The following is an 18,612-nucleotide window of genomic DNA, read 5'->3' as shown; positions in this document are numbered from 1 at the left end:
CAACGGCACCGCCTCCTTGCGATCTACCAGGGCGATCACAGCCTCTGGCGCGTTCAGACTGGCCAACTGTCCATAACTGCGTGCTGTGCATAACGCTGCTTATGGAGAGCTCTCCATAAGCAGCGGTTGCTGCCGGTGGCCGCCAGCGGACGAATTCCCGCTGGTTGCCAAAAAGCTGTCTTTGATCACAGCGACCGCCAGTACGCGCGGGTGTCAGGCTTGCGGCCGTGGCCGGCCATCACCGGCGGTGTCCAGTACTCACAGGCGGCGTCCAGTACGGAAGTTTCGAATCGCCCGGATCGTCTAGCACGATGGCAACGCTTTGCTCGGCCCGCGTCACCGAGACGTAGAAGCTGGATGCTGCTAGTGGCTCCATGCTGGCACCGCTTCGGATGAAATCGGTGATCGGGGATGTTGGCGCGATCAGTACACGCGCAAAAGTAGCCCCCTTGGCCACCTTAAAGTTCATGAAGGCAAGGTCCAGTTGTTTCGCGGAAGCGGCGGAGTGGCGCAGGCTCTGCGGGCTGTAGGCGGACACGTAGGCCGCGACGTGCTCGCCACGGATCAAGAACACGCCGTCATGGCCTGTTACCGTCTCGTTCTTCGAGACGGTGCCCGGGAAGCCCCACGACGCGTCGAAGATCAGGTCCGAGAACGCCGCGATCTGAGGGTGGCATCGCCAGGTGACGGTGCTTTCGCTGATCGCGACGAGGCCCTTTTTCTCGCGGGTTCTGAACCAGTTGATTGCATCCGCGTAGGCGTACTTCTTGTTCTTGGAACTGCGCCCATTTGTCGCGAGAACGGCCTGGCGGATATCGCCAACCATCCATATTGCGATGTTGGAACTCAGCAGCGCATCAAGGATTTCCCAGTCGTAGGCACTCAAGTCCTGCACCTCGTCGATCAGGATCTCGTCGTAGATACCCTCCAACCTGCGGATGAGCGCGCCTTTGCTGGCAGTGATCAGCTCGAAAGCAAGGCGGCCGAGCTCTGACCGGTAGACGGCACCTCCCTTGTCGAGGAAGCGCGCCTTGCCCTTGGACATGCGGTACGGCATGCCTTCGAAGTTGAAGCCCCGCACCTTCTCGCCGGGGAACATGAAGGGGAGAAAGGGCTTAGCGAAATGCCGCAGGAGAAACGTGAACCAGCCGAGCACCTCGATGTTCAGGTGGTCGCCAGCGTGCCGGGCTAGGCGGTCCTGTAGTTCCTGTTGATTCTTCTGTGTGTAGGTCAACGCAAGGACTCGCCGCGCAGTCGGTAGGCCTGCGCAGTGCTCGACGATACCCTGGGTCTTGCGTGACCCAGCTACCGCCAGCGTGACCCGCTTAGCCATGGATGAACTTTGCAGCCTGCAGCATGTAGGCAGGCGCCGTGACGGCCTCTGAGGAGCTCGCGATGCGCAGCGCGGCTTCCGTTTTCTGACGGGTCATCCAGGTTTCGAGGTTCGCCGTGTCTGCAATCCCGAGGATAGTGCGCAACTGCGCCTCGCCGCAGTGATGGATCATCTGTGGCTCCAACGTGTGACCATGGGCGACTTCACCGATGAACACCTCCCGCTGGCCGGCGGCCAGCCACGGGGCTAACGGCCTTCGGAGCTCGGTCGGGTCGATGCCGTCGTTGTCACGCGTCGCCGCAACCTTCTTGCCCAGGCGATGGCATAGTTCCAGGCCGCGAGCCAGCGACAACCCCCTCATGCTCACGACGTCGATGCCGCATGCCATTGGACGCTTGCCGAAGAGGTCCACGAACACCCGCTCGAAAATGATCTCGTCCGACGGACCTTCGACCAGAACAATCTTGTCGGCCAGTACGAGCCGCAGCGTGTCGAATCCCGGCAGCTTCTTGAAATAACCCACGGTCCCGGTACTCAACTCGTCGAGCTTGACGGGGGCGGCTGGGCCGAGGAACTGCAGGGCTTCAATGCCGAGCCGGTTGAGGACGCTTGAACTGTGAGTCGTGATGAAGAGCTGCTGGTCATCGCTGGCCAAGGCGCCCATCCTGTCCAGCAGCGTCGCTAGGCTCGTGTGGCTCAGATGGTTTTCAGGCTCTTCGATGGTGACGTACTTGGCATGACCCGCATGCCGGTTCATGGCCAGCGCGATCTTGATCGCTGACTGTTGTCCTTGCCCGGACATCGTGAACGGGACGCCCGCCACATGGGGAGCCACTGACTCCTCCCAGGAGGTCCGCGCCGTCTGGTCCATCGCAAGCGCGATGGGCTGGGCATGCAGTGCCGCGTGAAGCTGCCCGATGCGCTGGTTCACCGTCTTGAAGGCCGATTCCGACAGCGCCGCCTTGGCCTGACGGTACTGAAGGGAGATGCTGGCCCGCTCCTGCGGTTCGAGCTGGCTGCCCAGAATCTGCCGCAGGTGATAGTCAACGCCGCCAGAGCTGCGCACCGTGCGCGCGTCGATCACTGCGGTCGTTAGCGCCCGCGGCCTCATGGTCAGTCTCACGTCCGCGAAGGTCGACCATTCGACGCAGTAGTATTCGACAGGAAGGAGCGGCGTTGGCGCAGTCGCCCAAGCCTGGAGTTCCGCCAGATAGTCGGGATTGGGCAAGCAGCGGATACGCACGCCCGGACATGCCTCGGTGGGCAGGTTGGAATTGTGGGCCCCGCAGAGCTCCTGAAGTTCCGGGACGTTGTCCAGGAAGATCTCGATGTCAATTTCTGGCAGCCGCGTCAGTTCGCTGGCCGCTCGCTTGACGATGAAGTCGGCAACATCGGCCGCGTTGAACCAGTACGGATTGAGTTCCTCGGCGGCGCTTCGCCCGTTTATTCGCCCGGTGAGGGCCAGCACGATGGCCTCTATGAGCGTGGACTTGCCAGACTCGTTGCCCCCGACGATGAGGTTCAGCTTTGGATTTGGGTAGATCGTCAAATCGCGATGGATGCGATACCCGCGGATTCGAATCTTCTTAATCACGGAACCTCCCTTGCACTCGAATTTGTTGCGTCTTGGGATTGTGCTGCACGCCGTTCGTCAGCGTTAGGCTAGCTGGGAACACGACGGCAAGAGCAAGGAGAGCGTCACCGCAACCTTCCGCACGCACCGAGGGAGCCAAAGGCGAGACGCTTGCCTCAAATTACGCCAGCATGCTAGAAGACCAACTATTGGGGGGGAGGCCCCGCCTTTCGAGGACCTCATGGCAGGCGGCTAGGAAGTCGCAGCCACCGCCAACGCGCCTGAGAAGACTTGATCAGTCGGCTAAGTTGCAGACTTCCTGCTGCCTCAGTGAGTGAAGTGCATGCAACCAAGCTTTGTTTTTAAGATTAGTGCTGAGGCGTCGCAAGGACCAACCGGACACCGTTGAACGCATCCACCGTTGACAGGCAGCACTCCCTGCTGACTGCGACGACATCGACGTCGTTGGCCACGATGAAAATCGCCTCTTCCAGAATTGAACATGACCAAACCTGCCGTTGAATTCGAAGTCTCCGACAAAGAGCTCTATCTCATCTACCGCCCGCGCGACGACACAAGTTGGGTTCGAGAAAGGTTCGAACGGGACGAAGAGCTGCTTGTGAAGGGCACGTTCCACCTGACGTCGAAGGACCTTGTGGAAGACGCTGCGGAAGAAAAAGCCAATGCTGCCGGCGATGACGATGGCGTCCTGTGGATTGACGACGATCGATTGGTGTTTGCCATCGCGACAGCAGACGGCGTGTACTTCCGATTCAAGCCCCAGGTCCTTGGTTTTGAGACACCGGTCCTGTTGCATCAGGACGCGCGGCCCAACTGGAAATGGTTCAGCGCCGAACGCAAGGTGTCCATCCTCAACATCGTTCAAAGCCTCGGCCTTGAGCGCATCGTCATCGGTGGCCCGGATCCGGACGCCATTCCGATCCCCGAGTACGAGCGGTTGCTGAACCAGTTCCCGACGCCGTACGAACTTCGCCGCTATGTCCAGGCGCGTGTCGCAACTGTGGTTCGCCAGTACACCGAGCCGGCAATCGACGCGGAAGCGCTGCTAAATACCTATGTCGACAGGCGCACCGTGGCGATCGCGCCAAACTTTGAGGCCCCCTTTCGCCAATTCGACGTCGCCAAATACGCCTTCGCTCTGGAACGGCTGCAGGCCATGTTGGCCAACGAGACAGGAACCTCCGAGGCGCAGTGGCAATTGGAGATAGTAGAGATCATCCTGCTACTAAACCCCAGGTACATCAAGGCTTTCACCGAGGTCAGGCTCTGGGACGCCGACGCCTCCACTTGGCGGCGCATCGACATCCTCTTGGTCGATGCATCAGGCAACGTCGACGTCATCGAGATCAAGAAGCCGATGGGCAAGCCCATCATGTTGCCGGTGCGCTATCGCGATCACCATCTACCGATGCGCGACCTAGTCGGTGCCATGGGGCAGGTCACTCATTACCTGAGGCATCTTAGCCGTTGGGGGCCGGATGGCGAGGACTACTTGACCCAGCTGTTGCGAGCCGACCTGCCTGTGGGCTTTAGGATTCGGATCGTCAACCCCTCCGGCATTGTGATCATGGGGCGCAGCAACACGCTGTCGGATGTGCAACGGCGCGAATTCGAAGTGCTGCGTCGCGATTCCAAAGGTGTCGTCGACATCGTCACCTACGACGACCTATTGGCGCGGGTTCAAGCGGTGCTCGATCAGTTACGCAGCGGACCGGCTCTCAGCGTGGCACCAGCGTCTCCGACGGCCGAATAGTGCAGCTTCGACACGACGCGCACGCGCCAATAGGTGCTACACGAACATTCAACGCTGGTCCTCGCCTACCCGGATGACCGGTGTTGAGGTCAGCAGTTGCTGGCAGAGCCTGGCACAACCGACCGCAACCAGCCTCAAGCCGTCACGCCGTAGGTCTGTTCTGCAGTGATCTGAGACATCCGACGTATGGGCCTGAACTGCCCGTTTCGGCCAGAAGCGGACACCTCTCTGCCGCAGAAAAAAGATTAGACGTTTGACATTGGGGGGCGCTTGGAGGCCGTAGGCCGGAAAGCGTCCTCTCGATGGAAGGGTTAGACCTCACCCGGGAGCTAGGCGTGCGAGTGCCTTGAATACCTGCAGCCTCGCCTGCATGCAAGCCAGATGGAGCTGCTCACGCCCTGGAAGGCGGCAATCGATGGGGCCGCCCGTGCATACCTCAGTCCCTTGCTGCTGCCGGGTGAGCAGGACCTGGCATTCGTGGCCGCCTTCATGGCCCCCATCTCGCGCTTCACCTTGCTGCTGCCTTCGGTCGGGATGGAAGAGGGGGCCGATGAGTCGGCGGTGGCTGGTCTCAGCCCGCAACGCCCCAATGATGCGAACGTGCTGCGCGCCGAACTCCTACGCGATGCGCTGCGCCAGCTTGCCCGGCGCAACATGCCCGTGGCCGACACCCTGAGCGCCGTCCTCAACCTGAACCGGGCGCCGTTTCATGCGAGTGAGGACCAGGTGGCGCGCCTGAGCGCTGTCGTGGCCCTGGCGGTGATGCCGCTGCACAACCTGTGGCCCGTCACCGCCCAGGAGCGCTCCCTGTCGGTGAAGTACCTGCGGCCCTGATCGGTCGCTGATCAACCGGATTCCACGCGGAGCTGCTGGGTAGCGGCGTCGCGGCCGCGCTCAAGCAGCCCTCGGAGGGATTCCCCGGCGACAACGCCGGCAAAACCCCTCGTTGAGTGGCCTTGACGTGGTGCGATTTCGTGAGATTTTGGAAGAGCGAAGACGCAAACCAGAAGAAGGCCGCAAGGCCATCAGCAGGAAAACCCCATGACCGAACCCACGCTTACCCATCCCCCTGTCGCCGCCGACAGCCTCCAAGCCCAGTACCAGGCCATCGTCCACAGCCTGGACAACGGAGCGATCCGGATCGAGCTCCCCCAGCGCCTGAACGTCTGGGTGGGCAACGAGCACCAGACAGTCACGCCCGTGATCGCCGCCCTGCAGGCTTTGGATCCGAATGAACGTCCGGAAGGCCTGATCGACAAACACTTCCCCCAATGGGGGGACATCTGCTGGGTCGATCCCGGTTGGTTTGCACCCGTGCCTGCCACACTGATTAGTGCGACGGTTGGTGACTACATCGCGATTGGCCCGCCTGACGGACCAACTGGCGGACTGGCCGACGCGGTGCGGATGAGCGATCGGGAAGTGATCGAAGCCTTCGAGGCCTGGATGCTTGCCTGGAGGGGCCAGACGCTCCCCTCAGACGCCGACGAACGCGAACAAGGTGCGCAGAGCGGAGGGTATGAGGCAGACGAACGATCGACACCGAATCGGAATAGCCGGAAGTCCACCGCCAGCCGTTGGGGCTTCGCGGTCATTGTCGCCGTGGTTCTCTTCCTTGCCTACGACGCCTTCAAGATCTTCCTGCCGTACGAGATCACGCGGCGCGAACCGATCGGGCATCTGGTGAGTGCCCACACCTCGGACTCGGGCGCCTACCCCTGGGTGCTGGAGACCGACCAGGGGGTCTACCCGTTGGCCAAGGCGCTGATGGTCGACAAGGGCGTGCCGCTTACGCTGCTTGCGCTCAGCAACGGCCGGCATCTCGTTTGCGACCAGACGCTCCAGGTCTGTGCGAGGACGGTGGGCGAGGATCGGCGTATCAAGCGCAAGGTGGACGGGCAGGGCGAACGATGATCAAGGGAGCGACACAGGTGCGAACCAGCGAAACACATCCGCTGTACATCAACGAGGTGGTGGTGCCCATGGCGGCGGCGGCTCAAGATGCACGGCACAGCTCGAAGACTTCGGGGCGCATCGGTCTCACCTTCTGCCCGGGTAAGAAGGGCAAGAGTTTCACCGGCCCCGATTGGGACCGGGACCTGCAGGCTGATCTGGACAAGATTGCCGCGTGGGGAGCAAAGCGGGTGATCACGTTGCTGGAGAAGTTCGAGTTCGACATGCTGGGGGTGCCTGAACTGGGCACTTCGATCACGGCCCGCGGGATGGCGTGGAGTCACTTGCCGATCTCGGATGGCCAAGCGCCAGAGGCCAGCTTTGACCTTGTCTGGGAGCAAAAGCGCTCCGAATTCGCCGGTGCGCTGCGGCAGGGGGAGGGCATCCTCGTGCACTGCCGAGGCGGACTGGGCAGGGCAGGCACGGTGGCTTGCTTGCTCTTGATGGACCAGGGGCTGGGATGGCAGGAGGCCATGGCGCTGGTGCGCAGGGCGCGACCCGGCGCGGTCGAGACCAGGGGGCAGGAGGTCTACATCGCGGGGTATCGCTCACCGCGGATTTGATAGCGCAAGGGTTTCGAGGCCAGTACATCAGCCTCAGCGCTTCGTGCTCTGGACAGTTTGTGAAAGCATCTAGGGTGTTGAGCTTCCACACAATCAATGCCCAGGGTGACGGTCTTCGATGGAGTCAGATGGAAGCGCAAAGACCGCGCGCGGCTTTACATGCCCGCCACATCTTCGATCCATCTGGCGCGATATAAGTGACCGCACTGTTTCAAGGAGACCCATGTGAAAAAACGAACCGCGTTGACGACATTGGCATGCCTGATGCTGCTGGGCGCGCAAGCGCACGCCGACGAGGGCAAAGACGAGTCAGGCAAGGGCAAGCAGCGGTACGAGGAGCGCTCACAGCGAGGCGACCGAGCTGGCAATTCGTACTTCCATCGGCAAGGTCAGACGCGGATTCCCAATGGACATCTACCGCCTCCCGGTGAATGCCGTGTCTGGTACCCCAACCGTCCCCCGGGCCAGCAACCTCCTCCGTACAAATGCGGTCAGTCGCCCGGGCGCATCGAGCCCGGTGGATGGGTGTTCTCGCCGGGCCCCAGTCGCCAGGAAATCGAGGTATCGGTGTACGACGATCGGCGCCCGGGTATCGTGATCGACGTGGGGATCTTCGACGCGCGCTCGGGAGCGCTGATCCGTGTGACAGGGTCCAGGTAAACCGCTCGGGACAACTGAAACCGACAGGGCAGGAGATCGCCGATCGGAGTGCGGTCTAAATAGACAGATCAATATTCGCATCGCGCGGATGACGGTACTGTTATCGGGTCGATGCTTTTGCTCACCAGGCTGAAGACCTTGGGTGAAGCGCTACCGGTGCGCTTAATTCAGCCAATGGCAGTGAGTGCGCGATCTGGTCCTCAGAAAAGCTTGACCTGTTCATTGCTTCTCCATGCGTCCTCTCGGGCCTGCCGGAAAGCAACCGTCGCCCTATTTTTGAAGAGTCAGGAGTTCGGGTGAGACGTCAAACTCAGGCATCTGCCCGGGTACGAGAAAGCACACGCGACAACGCCGCCGTGGTTTGGTAGACGATCTGTGGGACGTTTGATGTTGGAAAATCGAGGTGAGCTTCGCTCCTGCAGCACGACTTTCTTTCCTCACCATCCACACGATTCCCACATGAAACGCATCGTCAAAGCCGCATCAGAAAAACACATTGTGGTGAATGCGCTTCGCGTGTCGGCAGTGGTGGGCACGTTGGTCAACCTGATCAATCAGGGGGGGCCATTGATGGACGGACAAGCACCTTCTTGGATCCACGTGATGCTGAACTATTTGATGCCGTACCTCGTAGCCAGCTACAGCGCGGCAAAAAACGAAGTTGGTGTGGGGCCAAGGGCCGAAGTGACCCCTGGCCACGACAAGACAACGGTTTGAGTCCCGCGCTGTTTGGGGCGGGCGCTCTCAGATTCTTGTAGGTGGCGATCGCGTTCATCCTCTTGCACAACGCCGGCGCCACCACAACCAAGTTCCACTGACGCCCATCCACGCGAGCGCGAGGCCCGACAGCAGGGTCAGCAGCCACGTGGCCCGGCCACCCAGCTCACCGATGTGCAGCGGGTAGATCCATGAATAGGCCCGGGTTCCCGTGTCGAGCTCGTTCCAGCGGTTGACCGCCAGCACCTGCAAGGTGCCGGGATGCATCCACACCGACGTCAGGCCGTTTGGGTGCGGGTCGTCTGGAACCCGGTAGCGGATGCGCAGGGGTTGGGTGCCTCGGGCAGGCACCTGCACATAACCCACCATGCCGTCGGGCACCCGCTGGCGTGCCACGGCCATGGCGGCATCGACCGTGGCCAGCGCCTGGTCCACGGGTTCGGTGATCACCGGGGGCTTCACGGGCGTGCTGCCCGCCACCGCCGACACCCCTGCCGAGATCGGTCGCCACGCCATGTAGGCCCCGGTCACGATGCTCACCAGCACGACGATGCCCGTGAGCGCACCGGCCACCCGGTGCAGGTCGAAGAGTGACCGCGTCAGCCCGGAACCGGTCTTCACCGTCAGTGCGTGGCGCCACCACTTGGGCCACCACAGCACCAGCCCGGTGGCCAGCAACAGAAGGTACGCCAGCGCACTCAGCGCCAGGGCGGCGCGGCCGGCCTCGTGGGCCAGCAGCGTGCTGTGCAACGCGAAAACGGTGTTGAAGAAGCCTTCGGTCTGGCCTAGGCGGCCCCTCTCGGTGCCGGTGGAGGGATCGATGAAGAGCGTTCCGGTCCACGGGCCTGAGACGAAGACGTGCAGCGTCTCGTCAGGCTCGCGCGGCGGGCGGAAGGTGAAGCCCGCGTCGTCACCGAATTCGGCGCGCAGTCGGGCCAGTACCGGGTCGAGCCTGCCGTCGCCGGCTTGCTGGGCGCGGTGCAGATCGGGGCGCAGGGCCTCGTCGATCGGCTCCCCCACGATCAGCAGGGTGCCGGTCGTGGCCGAGATGAGCAGCAGCATGCCCAGGCTCAAGCCCACCCATCGGTGGAGCTTGAGCCACAGGCGCCGCAGACGTGCCGCAGCCATCGGTCAGAACGCGAAGGTGGCAGCCACGCGCAGCGTGCGCGGCAGCCCGGCCGACAGGTAGTTGCCGCCGGTGCCCACCCAGTAGTCGCGATCGGTGGCGTTGTCCAGGTTGGCCTGCAGCGTGACGGGCGTGCTGCCCCATTTGGTCGCGTAGCGCGTACCCAGTGAAACGGTGGTGTAAGCGGGTACGTAGCCCTGGTTGAGGTTGTTCACGGCCCGCTTGCCCACGAAGTACACCCCGCCATTGAGCGACCAGCCCGGCACCGAGGCGACGCGGTACTCGCCAAAGAGGCTGAAGGTGCTGCGCGCGGTGTTCTCGGGCGTCTTGCCCAGCTCGGTGGCGTTGAAGGCGCTCACGCTGGTGATCTCGGCATCGAGAAAGACAGCCGACGCCAGCAGCGACCACTGGCGGCTGATCTCACCCCCGATCGACACCTCCAGACCCCGGTAGGTGCTCTCGCCGCCCAGCACGTCGCGGTTGCTGCCGTCCACCGTCACCAGCGGGCGGCTGATGTCGAACAGCGCGGCCTGTGCCTGCATGCCGCCCGCCAGGCGGGTCTTGATGCCCAGTTCGCGCTGCTTGTTCACGGCCGGTGGCAACACCTCGCCCACGTTCGCGCGTCCGAAGCGGGCGGTCCCACCCTCGTCCAGCGCCTCGATGTAGCTGCCGTAGATGGAGACATCGCTGGTGGGCTTGTAGATCACCGACACGTTGGGCGAAGTCTCGTCGTACTTGAAGGTGGGGCCGGTGCCCGTCTGGCTGCTGTAGTCGCCGCGTCGCACGCCTGCCAGCACCTGCCACTGGTCTCCCAGGCGCATGCGGTCGAACACATACAGGCCGCGGTCGCTCACGCGGCTGCGCGCGGCGGGCGTCCAGGTGCCCGCCGCCACGGGGTCGATCACGCGGGGGTTGTAGTAGTTCTGTGCGATGCCGCTGACCGTGGGTGCGCCTTCGCCACGGAAGCGACGGGCGTTGGAGGTCAGGCCGAACGTCAGTTCGTGAGCGACCGCGCCGGTCTGCAGGGCGCCCACCACTTCTGCCCGCGCGTTGGTGTTGGCGAAGCGCTGGTTGCGTTGGTAGAACACGCTCAGGCTGGACGCGCCCGTGGCCAGGTCGTTGATCGCCAGCGTGGAGAAGTTGCGATCGCGGGTCGTCTCGGCATGGCCGGCTTCCAGCGTGAGCGCCCAGGTGTCGTTCAGGTTGATGTCCGAGCGCAGCAGCACGTTGGTGGCCTCGGCGTCGTAGCGCTGCCATTCACCGGCGTGGTTGAGGCGGTTGTCCACCGGGTCGGGCACGCCTTGGGCGGCATTGAAGACGATGGTGGCGGGCTCGCTCACGTTCTTGCGGTAGTGCTCCACGTCGAGCTTGAGGGTGGCATCGCGGCTGATGCGCCAGTCGTGTGCCAGCGAGAACAGACCGCGGTTGCCTTCGAACGAGGAAACGCCCACCTCCTGCGTGCCGGCCGCCACGTTCAGGCGGATGCCTTTGTCGTTGCCCTCGCCGTAGCGGCGGCTCAGGTCCAGGTGGGCACCGACCGCGCCGTGCTCGTTGATCGACGTGGTGACGGTGGTCAGCGGCTGCGCGGCCGGGCGCTTGGTCACCAGGTTGACGATGCCCGACGGTGGCACGAGGCCGTAGTACAGCGATGCCGCGCCCTTGAGCACCTCCACGCGCTCCTTGTTCTCCAGCGGTGTGTCGATCAGGTTGACGATGGGCAGCGATCCGTTGAGCCGGTAGTTGCGCTGGTTGTCCACCAGCAGACCGCGGATGGCGATGTTGTCGTAGGTGGCGTTGCCGATCTGCGCGTGCGATACGCCAGCCGTGTTGCGCAGCGCGCCGTAGAGGGTGGTCGAGCCCTGGGCGTCGATCACTTCGCGGGTGATGGCCTGGTTGGTCAGCGGCACGTCCAGGGGGTCCTGGTCACGGAAGGTGCCCACCTGGATGCTGTTGCTGGTGAAGGCCTTGTTCTCCCCGGCCCGCACTTCCACTTGCGGGAGTGTGGAGGTGCTGCCTTGCGCCCAGGCAGGCGCGGCCACCAGGCAGCTCATGAGGCTGGCCAGGGCAATCGGGCGAAGGGGAACGGTCGGGCGGGCTCGTCGCATGGATGTCTCTCTTTAGGGGGGGGATGGCGGTGAAAGTGAGCTTCGGAACGCTGACGCACCAAAGTGCTCCAATCTTACAAGGAATACGAACCATTCCTATTCGCACACTAGAATGACCGCATGCCGACCCACCTCGCCAGCCTTCAGGCCACCCTTGTCCTGACCTGTGCCGGCCGCCAGCGCAGTTGATGAAAGGTCTCAATCCGACCCGTTCGGGGCGGCATCTGCCGACCAAACGCCCAAGCGTGTACGAACCGATGGTTCATGCCGCGCTGGCGCGCCTCGGGCGCGCGGCCACGGTGGAAGAGGTGTTCCTTGAGGTTTGCAACCGGCGAAATCCGATCGCGTTCACCACCACGTACCGAACCTTGAACGAACTGGTGCGTCGCGGCCTTGTCGTGCAGCACCCTGTCCCGAGAAGTCGTCGACTTCTCTACGCGCTCGCACCTGCATGACCCCCAGCCATTGTCAGAAACTACGGCTATTTATACGAACGATAACCGTTCTCATTTAGACTAACGATCATTCAACGAGGAGCTGGCCAATGACCCTGAAATTCAAACCCACCCTGGCCGCTGCACTGTTCGCCGTGGCATTCGCCGCGCCTGTCGATGCCCAGACAGCGGCCACGCCTGCAAGCGTCGCTGCCCATTACGCCACCCTGGTGCATGCGAATTACCAGGACACGCTGACGGGGGCGCAGGCCCTGCAACAGGCCATCAAGGCGTTCACCGCGGCACCCTCGCAGACCACCCTGGACGCAGCCCGCAAGGCGTGGCTGCAGGCGCGCGAGTTCTACGGCCAGACCGAGGCGTTCCGCTTCTACGGTGGCCCCATCGATGACGACAACGGACCTGAAGGGCAACTCAACGCGTGGCCGATGGATGAGTCCTACGTGGATTACGTGGATGGCAAAAAAACCGCCGGCATCGTCAACAACCGCAAGCAGGCCATCACCAAGAAGGCGCTGGCATCGCTCAACGAAAAGGGCGGCGAGGAGAACGTGGCCACCGGCTGGCACGCCATCGAATTCATGCTGTGGGGCCAGGACCTGTCGGAGACGGGGCCGGGCAACCGCAGTTTTGAGGACTTCGTCGACGGCAAGGCGCCCAATGCCGACCGTCGCCGCCAGTACCTCAATGTGGTGACCGAGCTGCTGATCGACGACCTGAACATGCTGGTCAAGGCATGGGCCCCGGGCGCCAAGAACAACTTCCGCGCGAAGTTCGAGAAGGGTGGCAACGAGTCGCTGCGCAAGATGTACGTGGCCATGGGGTCGCTCTCGCGCGGTGAACTTGCAGGCGAACGCCTGGAGGTGGCCCTGGCCAGCCAGGACCAGGAGGACGAGCACAGCTGTTTCTCGGACAACACCCACCGCGATGCGGTGACCAACGCAAAGGGCATCGAGAACGTGTGGCTGGGCCGCTACGTGCGCGCCGACGGCAGCACGCTGCAGGGCCCCAGCCTGCGCGACCTGGTCGCGGCCAAGGACGCGGCATTGGCGCAAAAGACCAGCCAACAGATCCGCAGTTCGGTGTTGGCGGCCGAATCCATCCCGGCGCCGTTTGACCGTGCCATCGTGCAGGGCAGTGCCGGCCGCGCCAAGATCGAAGCGACCATCCAGAGCCTGACCGCTCAGTCCAACGACATCGTGGCGGCGGCGGCGGCGATCGGCATCACCAAGCTGACGCTGGTGCAACCGTGAGGCGCGCGGCCCTGGCGGCCGCCGTGGTGGTGACGGCCGCCACGGCGGCCCTCATCGTGAGCGTTGACACCCAAGCCGAGCCGGCCAGCGCCGATCTGCTTGGTGAAATGACCGGTGGAAGCACCACCGTATGGGCCACCGGGCGCAACGCGTTTTCCTTCCCCGCGGCCAACCTGCCTGATGACGAACGCACGCGATTCGTCATCGGCAATTCGTTCTTCAAGCGCAACTGGGTCGAAACACCGGCGAGCACGACCGCGCGCGACGGGCTCGGTCCCCACTTTCTGGCGCGCTCGTGCGCGGCCTGCCATATGCACGATGGCCGGGGTGAGCCGCCGCCCTGGCAGCGAGGCATTTCAGACGAGGAGCCGCTGGCCTTGCTGCTGCGCTTGTCGGTGCCCGGCCAGGACGCGCACGGGGGGCCGAAGCCGCACCCGGTCTACGGCGACCAACTCAACACAGCCTCCGTGCAGGGCGTGAAGCCTGAAGCGCGCGTGCGCCTGCGGTGGGAACCCGTGCACGGCAGGTTTGCAGACGGAACGCCATACACCCTGCAAAAACCGATCTACCAAACCGACCGATTCGGCTACGGCGCCTTGGGCAAATCCACCCTGGTCAGCCCGCGCATTGCCCCACAAGTGATCGGTGTGGGGTTGCTCGAGGCGATTGCCGAAAGCGACATCTTGGCAAATGCCGATACCCAGGCGCGACAGCCTGGGCCCATCAAGGGCAAACCCAACCGCGTGTGGGACGTCTTCGCCGAGCGCGAGATGGTGGGGCGCTTTGGATGGAAAGCCAACGTGGCCACGCTAGCGCACCAGACGGCTGGCGCGTTCCAGGGCGATCTGGGCATCACGTCGACCCGCTTTTCCCACGAGACCTGCACACTGGCCCAGGTCGATTGCCGCGCCGCACCCTCTGGCGCCGAACCCGGCGGGGTGGAAATCGAGGACAAGACGATTGAGGACGTGGTTTTCTACCAGGCGGCGTTGGCGCCACCGGCGCGCCGCAACGTGCGCGATCCCCAGGTGCTGCGGGGCCAGCAGCTCTTTACCCAAGCGCAATGCGCCGTGTGTCATCGGCCGTCTTACACCACCGCCGAGGGACCCTTCCCGCGTCTGACCAGCAAGGCCGTGTCCGGTCAGACCATCTGGCCGTACACCGACCTGCTGCTGCACGACATGGGCGATGCCCTGGCCGATGGTCGTCCCGATTTTCTGGCCAACGGCCGCCAGTGGAAGACGCCACCCCTGTGGGGCATCGGACTGATCCGTGATGTCAACGGTCACATGCGGCTGTTGCACGACGGCCGTGCCGACGGTGTGCTGGAAGCCGTGCTGTGGCATGGAGGTGAAGCGGAGGACAGCAAGCAACAAGTGCTTCGATTCAATGAAGCCGACCGCCGTGCGCTTGTGGCCTTTGTGGAAAGCCTTTGATGAAACGCTCACTTCTCCAGCAGGCGCTGTCGGCCTGCGTGTTTTTGTGTTCAGCCGCTGCGCATGCCCAGCAGCCTGTTCCCTTCTACACCGCCGAACATGCGGTGGCAGGCCTTCATCGCACGCACACCGTTCCACGCGCCCAGGCGTTTGCACTGGCAGCGCCCGATCTTTCGAGTGCGCTTGCACGCCATTGCGCCGGACCAGCCGCGCTCGGGCAGGCGCGTGATGCTTGGGTGAAGACGGCCCTGGCCTGGGAATCGCTCGCCGCGGTTTCTGTAGGTCCGCTCGTGGAGAGGCGCTCGCTTCGCAGTATCGACTTTCAGCCACTGCGTCCCGACTTGTTGAAGCGAATGATGGCTCGCCAGCCTCGTAACCTGGACGACATGCAGCGCGTCGGCACTCCGGCAAAGGGGCTGCCCGCCCTGGAGCACTTGTTGTGGTCAGCGCCGGTGGAGCCAGGCACACCGGGTTGCACCTATGCAGTGCTGGCAGCACAAGAGGTTCAGGACGAAGCCAACGCGCTGCGCGATGCCTTCAATGCGCTCGCCAGTGCGCCTCTCGACGCTACCGACGCTGGCACTGCTTTTGCGGAATTCATCAATCAGTGGCTGGGTGGGCTGGAGCGGTTGCGTTGGCCAGGTCTGGAGAAGCCGTTGCGTGAGGCGCAGACGCGCGGCGGAAAACCCAGCTTCGCCCGGGCTGCCTCGGGCCAGACGGTGGCAGCCTGGCGCGCGCACTGGGCTGCTCTGCGTTCACTGGCAGTGGCCGAGTCTGGAACGAACCCCGTGCCAGGTGATGCGGCGGTGTCCATCGAAACCTACCTGCGGGGTCGAGGCCAAGTGGGGCTGGCCGAGCGCTGGCGTGAAGCCGTTCAAAAAGCCGATGGAGCCATGCAGTCGCTGGCGTCAGCGGATACAGCTCGCGTGGAATCTGCCTCTGCAGATCTGAAGGTACTCACCGCGCTGATGCAGAACGAGGTGGGAGCGGCGCTGGAGGTCGGCATCGGGGATGGCGATTGATCGATGCAGGGAACCCCATGGTGACGGATATGCCTACGCGCCGCGATGCCTTGGTCCTGCTCAGTGGGCTGATCGCTCAGCCGTGGGCCCACGGGACCGTGAATTCGCATCAGGCGCGCATGGTGGCATCCTGGACCAGAGAAGGTCGACAAGAGGTCGGTGTTTTGGCGCTGGATCGCAGTGAATCCGTCAAAGTCGTTCGCCGACTTGAATTGCCCACGCGGGCGCACGGTCTGTCGGTGGGTCCGGATGGCACGGTCTTGGTCGCCGCGCGTCGACCTGGGGACTGGCTGCTGAAGTGGCATCCCGCCACCGGTGCATCCACATGGCACTGGATCGATGACGATCGCCAGTTGAATGGGCACTTGATGCGGCTGGATGATGCCAACCAAGTGCTGACCACGGAGACCGATCGATCCAGCGGTGAAGGCATGATCGGCCTGCGAAGAACAGACACGCTTCAAAAGATCGGCGAATGGCCTAGCCATGGCATGGATCCCCACGCCATGCTCTTGTTGTCCGCGCAATTGGGGGACATTCCGGCGGGCGCGTTGATGGTTGCCAACGGAGGCATTCCGACACAGAGCGAGACCGGTCGAAGCCATCGGCAACTCGACCGCATGGACCCATCGCTGATTGCGATGGATCCTCGCTCGGGTCGAGTATTTGACCAATGGCGACTTCCCGACTCCCGCTTGAGTGTCCGCCACCTTGCATTCGATCCGGTCACCCGCCGTGTTGGCGTGGCATTGCAGGCAGAACACGACGACAACGGGAGCCGCATGGCAGCGCCCATCCTCGCCACCTGGGATGGCCATCAATTCAGCGCAGTGGCATCCTCTGGCCATTCGCACGGATATGGCGGTGACATTTGCGCTCGACCCGGCGGAGGCTTTTTGGTCAGCGCGACCCGCGCCCACCAGGTTGTCGCCACAAAACCAGGCTCGGCGCTTGTCGATAGGCTTGCATTACATGATGCCTGTGCACTCGCGATGGCCCGTGGTCAATGGTGGGCAGCCGGTGCCGACCATGCCCGCAGCGCTGGGCATTCGCGCATGGGTCTGGCCGGTTTTCGCCTGGACAACCACTGGGCATGGGCCTCCTGACATCTGTGCGCGATCGACAAGGCGACCGGTAAGAACTTCCCGCGAGAGTCTTCGCGCCGCACAATCTGTCCCACTACAACCCAAATTAAAGGAGCCCACATGAAAGGCGACCCCAAGGCCATCGGCCACCTGCAAGCCCAGCTCAAGAACGAGCTGACCGCGATCAACCAGTACTTCGTGCACTACCGCATGCTCAAGCACTGGGGCCTGGACAAGCTGGCGAAGAAGGAATACGACGAATCCATCGGCGAGATGAAACACGCCGACAAGCTCATGGACCGCATCTTCACGCTGGACGGCCTGCCCAACCTGCAAGACCTGGGCAAGCTCAACATCGGCGAGGACGTGCCCGAGATTCTGCGCAGTGACCTGGCATTGGAGCAGGGCGCGCAGGCCACGATCAAGGACGGCATCGCGCACTGCGAAACCGTGCGCGACTATGTGTCGCGTGATCTGCTGCAGGAGATCCTGGACGACACCGAGGAACACATCGATTTCCTGGAAACCCAGATCGAACTGATCGACAAGGTGGGGCTGCAGAACTACCTGCAGAGCCAGATGGGCTCGGTGAGCTGAGGCAATGGCGGGTGGCACCCGCCCGACAGGCGGATTTGCGGTAGCGAATGAGAGTCATTATCATTCTTGAACATCAACCGCCTTGCCCTCCGCCCATGATTGTTTGTGTGTGCCGCCGCGTCAGCGACAAGACCATCGCCCACTGCGCCCGCTCGGGCATGGGCTTCGACGACATACAGCTCGAGCTGGGTGTGGGTATGCAGTGCGGGCAGTGTCAAGGTTGTGCGCGATCGATTTGGGAAGAATGCGTCCCCACCCACGCCGTATCGCACCTTCAGCGAGAGCAGCCGACTACGGCTGCGATGGGCGCCTGAAGAGCTCAAATCTCCATAAGCGCACGGTCATCCCGCGTTGACGTGGCCCGCCGCGTTCAACCGCGTCGAGGCAGACTGGCGACGAATGGGTCATTGGCAGAATGAGCCGATGCGGATCTTCATTCTTTTCTTTGCGACGGCAGTGGCCGAGATTGTCGGTTGCTACTTGCCATACCTCTGGCTCAAACAGGGCAAGTCAATCTGGCTCTTGGTTCCAGCGTTCTTGAGCTTGGCGCTCTTCGCATGGTTGCTAACGCTACACGAGACCGCGGCTGGGCGTGTTTACGCCGCTTACGGTGGTGTCTATGTCGGAGTAGCCATTGCGTGGCTCTGGATCGTTGATCAGGTGCGCCCGACTCTTTGGGATTCCTCTCCTCGGTCAATTAACTCTAACCGCGGGCATTACGACGACTGCATCACGACTGGGGGGAACTGTGCGAACCAACGATGACGGCGAAAGCGGTTCTGTCGCCCTGTACTGGGACTTCGAGAATCTGCACGCCGGCCTCATGAAGGCCAAATACGGCGAAGGTGCGTAGATGTCGGGTACGCAGCGTTATGCACAGCACGCAGTTATGGACAGTTGGCCAGTCTGAACGCGCCAGAGGCTGTGATCGCCCTGGTAGATCGCAAGGAGGCGGTGCCGTTG

Annotated in this window: 18 protein-coding genes; 14 read left to right on the top strand and 4 right to left on the bottom strand. The window is 63.0% G+C overall.

Annotation, left to right across the window (positions count from 1 at the left end):
- Positions 1-238 precede the first annotated feature (238 nt).
- Both B7Y64_RS17690 and B7Y64_RS17685 read right to left on the bottom strand, forming a co-directional pair.
- The gene (locus B7Y64_RS17690; RefSeq protein WP_114655670.1) at positions 239-1,333 is read right to left on the bottom strand and encodes a UvrD-helicase domain-containing protein; all 1,095 of its coding nucleotides are present in this window, start codon (positions 1,331-1,333) and stop codon (positions 239-241) included.
- On the bottom strand, positions 1,326-2,927 hold the full coding sequence (locus B7Y64_RS17685) for an AAA family ATPase (protein WP_291325235.1): 1,602 nt from the start codon (positions 2,925-2,927) through the stop codon (positions 1,326-1,328). Before B7Y64_RS17685 ends, B7Y64_RS17690 begins: the two co-directional genes overlap by 8 nt.
- 481 nt (positions 2,928-3,408) lie before the next feature.
- On the opposite strand from B7Y64_RS17685, the gene B7Y64_RS17680 reads away from it, so the two are divergent.
- From B7Y64_RS17680 to nrtS, 6 genes are all read left to right on the top strand, one after another.
- On the top strand, positions 3,409-4,680 hold the full coding sequence (locus tag B7Y64_RS17680) for a Shedu immune nuclease family protein (RefSeq protein ID WP_114655668.1): 1,272 nt from the start codon (positions 3,409-3,411) through the stop codon (positions 4,678-4,680).
- Between the two features lie 381 nt (positions 4,681-5,061).
- On the top strand, positions 5,062-5,514 hold the full coding sequence (locus B7Y64_RS17675) for a hypothetical protein (protein WP_114655667.1): 453 nt from the start codon (positions 5,062-5,064) through the stop codon (positions 5,512-5,514).
- 207 nt (positions 5,515-5,721) lie between these two features.
- Positions 5,722-6,594, top strand: a complete 873-nt coding sequence (locus B7Y64_RS17670) for a hypothetical protein (RefSeq protein WP_114655666.1) — start codon at positions 5,722-5,724, stop codon at positions 6,592-6,594.
- Positions 6,595-6,611: 17 nt separating this feature from the next.
- Positions 6,612-7,196 (top strand): cyclin-dependent kinase inhibitor 3 family protein, encoded by a 585-nt coding sequence (locus B7Y64_RS17665; protein ID WP_291325233.1) that lies wholly within the window; start codon positions 6,612-6,614, stop codon positions 7,194-7,196.
- A gap of 225 nt (positions 7,197-7,421) precedes the next feature.
- On the top strand, positions 7,422-7,856 hold the full coding sequence (locus tag B7Y64_RS17660) for a hypothetical protein (protein WP_147277641.1): 435 nt from the start codon (positions 7,422-7,424) through the stop codon (positions 7,854-7,856).
- A 459-nt stretch (positions 7,857-8,315) separates the two neighbouring features.
- Entirely contained in the window at positions 8,316-8,573 is a 258-nt protein-coding gene (nrtS, locus tag B7Y64_RS17655; RefSeq protein WP_114655663.1) for a nitrate/nitrite transporter NrtS, read from the top strand.
- A 54-nt stretch (positions 8,574-8,627) separates the two neighbouring features.
- On the opposite strand, the gene B7Y64_RS17650 is transcribed toward nrtS, so the two are convergent.
- Both B7Y64_RS17650 and B7Y64_RS17645 read right to left on the bottom strand, forming a co-directional pair.
- Positions 8,628-9,701 carry a PepSY-associated TM helix domain-containing protein gene (locus tag B7Y64_RS17650; RefSeq protein ID WP_291325231.1) on the bottom strand — a complete coding sequence of 358 codons (1,074 nt, stop codon included), beginning with the start codon at positions 9,699-9,701 and terminating at the stop codon, positions 8,628-8,630.
- 3 nt (positions 9,702-9,704) lie between these two features.
- Positions 9,705-11,804 (bottom strand): TonB-dependent siderophore receptor, encoded by a 2,100-nt coding sequence (locus tag B7Y64_RS17645; RefSeq protein ID WP_291325230.1) that lies wholly within the window; start codon positions 11,802-11,804, stop codon positions 9,705-9,707.
- A 188-nt stretch (positions 11,805-11,992) separates the two neighbouring features.
- On the opposite strand from B7Y64_RS17645, the gene B7Y64_RS17640 reads away from it, so the two are divergent.
- The 8 genes from B7Y64_RS17640 (at position 11,993) to B7Y64_RS17605 (ending at position 18,414) form a co-directional block, all read left to right on the top strand.
- A complete protein-coding gene (locus B7Y64_RS17640; RefSeq protein ID WP_147277637.1) occupies positions 11,993-12,259 on the top strand; it encodes a hypothetical protein in 267 nt (88 codons plus the stop codon).
- A gap of 89 nt (positions 12,260-12,348) precedes the next feature.
- Positions 12,349-13,509, top strand: a complete 1,161-nt coding sequence (locus B7Y64_RS17635) for an imelysin family protein (RefSeq protein ID WP_114655571.1) — start codon at positions 12,349-12,351, stop codon at positions 13,507-13,509.
- Positions 13,510-13,562: 53 nt separating this feature from the next.
- Positions 13,563-14,945 carry a di-heme oxidoredictase family protein gene (locus tag B7Y64_RS17630; protein ID WP_236637077.1) on the top strand — a complete coding sequence of 461 codons (1,383 nt, stop codon included), beginning with the start codon at positions 13,563-13,565 and terminating at the stop codon, positions 14,943-14,945.
- Positions 14,945-15,967 (top strand): imelysin family protein, encoded by a 1,023-nt coding sequence (locus tag B7Y64_RS17625; protein ID WP_114655572.1) that lies wholly within the window; start codon positions 14,945-14,947, stop codon positions 15,965-15,967. The genes B7Y64_RS17630 and B7Y64_RS17625 overlap by 1 nt, the downstream gene beginning before the upstream one ends.
- Positions 15,968-15,984: 17 nt before the next feature.
- Positions 15,985-17,073 (top strand): DUF1513 domain-containing protein, encoded by a 1,089-nt coding sequence (locus B7Y64_RS17620; protein ID WP_114655573.1) that lies wholly within the window; start codon positions 15,985-15,987, stop codon positions 17,071-17,073.
- A gap of 99 nt (positions 17,074-17,172) precedes the next feature.
- On the top strand, positions 17,173-17,649 hold the full coding sequence (gene bfr / locus B7Y64_RS17615) for a bacterioferritin (RefSeq protein ID WP_114655574.1): 477 nt from the start codon (positions 17,173-17,175) through the stop codon (positions 17,647-17,649).
- 47 nt (positions 17,650-17,696) lie between these two features.
- On the top strand, positions 17,697-17,963 hold the full coding sequence (locus B7Y64_RS17610; RefSeq protein ID WP_366444471.1) for a (2Fe-2S)-binding protein: 267 nt from the start codon (positions 17,697-17,699) through the stop codon (positions 17,961-17,963).
- Between the two features lie 109 nt (positions 17,964-18,072).
- Positions 18,073-18,414 carry a YnfA family protein gene (locus tag B7Y64_RS17605; protein WP_114655576.1) on the top strand — a complete coding sequence of 114 codons (342 nt, stop codon included), beginning with the start codon at positions 18,073-18,075 and terminating at the stop codon, positions 18,412-18,414.
- Positions 18,415-18,612: the final 198 nt, after the last annotated feature.

The sequence above is a fragment of the Acidovorax sp. 35-64-16 genome, from assembly GCF_002281195.1.
Classification (GTDB): Bacteria; Pseudomonadota; Gammaproteobacteria; order Burkholderiales; family Burkholderiaceae_C; genus Acidovorax; species Acidovorax defluvii.
This window is presented reverse-complemented; position numbering and strand designations above follow the sequence as displayed.

Coding starts and splice junctions, on each gene's coding strand:
- B7Y64_RS17690 (WP_114655670.1), bottom strand. CDS start 1,333: ATGGCTAAGCGGGTCACGCTGGCGGTAGCTGGGTCACGCAAGACCCAG.
- B7Y64_RS17680 (WP_114655668.1), top strand. CDS start 3,409: ATGACCAAACCTGCCGTTGAATTCGAAGTCTCCGACAAAGAGCTCTAT.
- B7Y64_RS17675 (WP_114655667.1), top strand. CDS start 5,062: ATGGAGCTGCTCACGCCCTGGAAGGCGGCAATCGATGGGGCCGCCCGT.
- B7Y64_RS17670 (WP_114655666.1), top strand. CDS start 5,722: ATGACCGAACCCACGCTTACCCATCCCCCTGTCGCCGCCGACAGCCTC.
- nrtS (WP_114655663.1), top strand. CDS start 8,316: ATGAAACGCATCGTCAAAGCCGCATCAGAAAAACACATTGTGGTGAAT.
- B7Y64_RS17650 (WP_291325231.1), bottom strand. CDS start 9,701: ATGGCTGCGGCACGTCTGCGGCGCCTGTGGCTCAAGCTCCACCGATGG.
- B7Y64_RS17645 (WP_291325230.1), bottom strand. CDS start 11,804: ATGCGACGAGCCCGCCCGACCGTTCCCCTTCGCCCGATTGCCCTGGCC.
- B7Y64_RS17640 (WP_147277637.1), top strand. CDS start 11,993: ATGAAAGGTCTCAATCCGACCCGTTCGGGGCGGCATCTGCCGACCAAA.
- B7Y64_RS17635 (WP_114655571.1), top strand. CDS start 12,349: ATGACCCTGAAATTCAAACCCACCCTGGCCGCTGCACTGTTCGCCGTG.
- B7Y64_RS17625 (WP_114655572.1), top strand. CDS start 14,945: ATGAAACGCTCACTTCTCCAGCAGGCGCTGTCGGCCTGCGTGTTTTTG.
- B7Y64_RS17620 (WP_114655573.1), top strand. CDS start 15,985: ATGGTGACGGATATGCCTACGCGCCGCGATGCCTTGGTCCTGCTCAGT.
- bfr (WP_114655574.1), top strand. CDS start 17,173: ATGAAAGGCGACCCCAAGGCCATCGGCCACCTGCAAGCCCAGCTCAAG.
- B7Y64_RS17610 (WP_366444471.1), top strand. CDS start 17,697: ATGAGAGTCATTATCATTCTTGAACATCAACCGCCTTGCCCTCCGCCC.
- B7Y64_RS17605 (WP_114655576.1), top strand. CDS start 18,073: ATGCGGATCTTCATTCTTTTCTTTGCGACGGCAGTGGCCGAGATTGTC.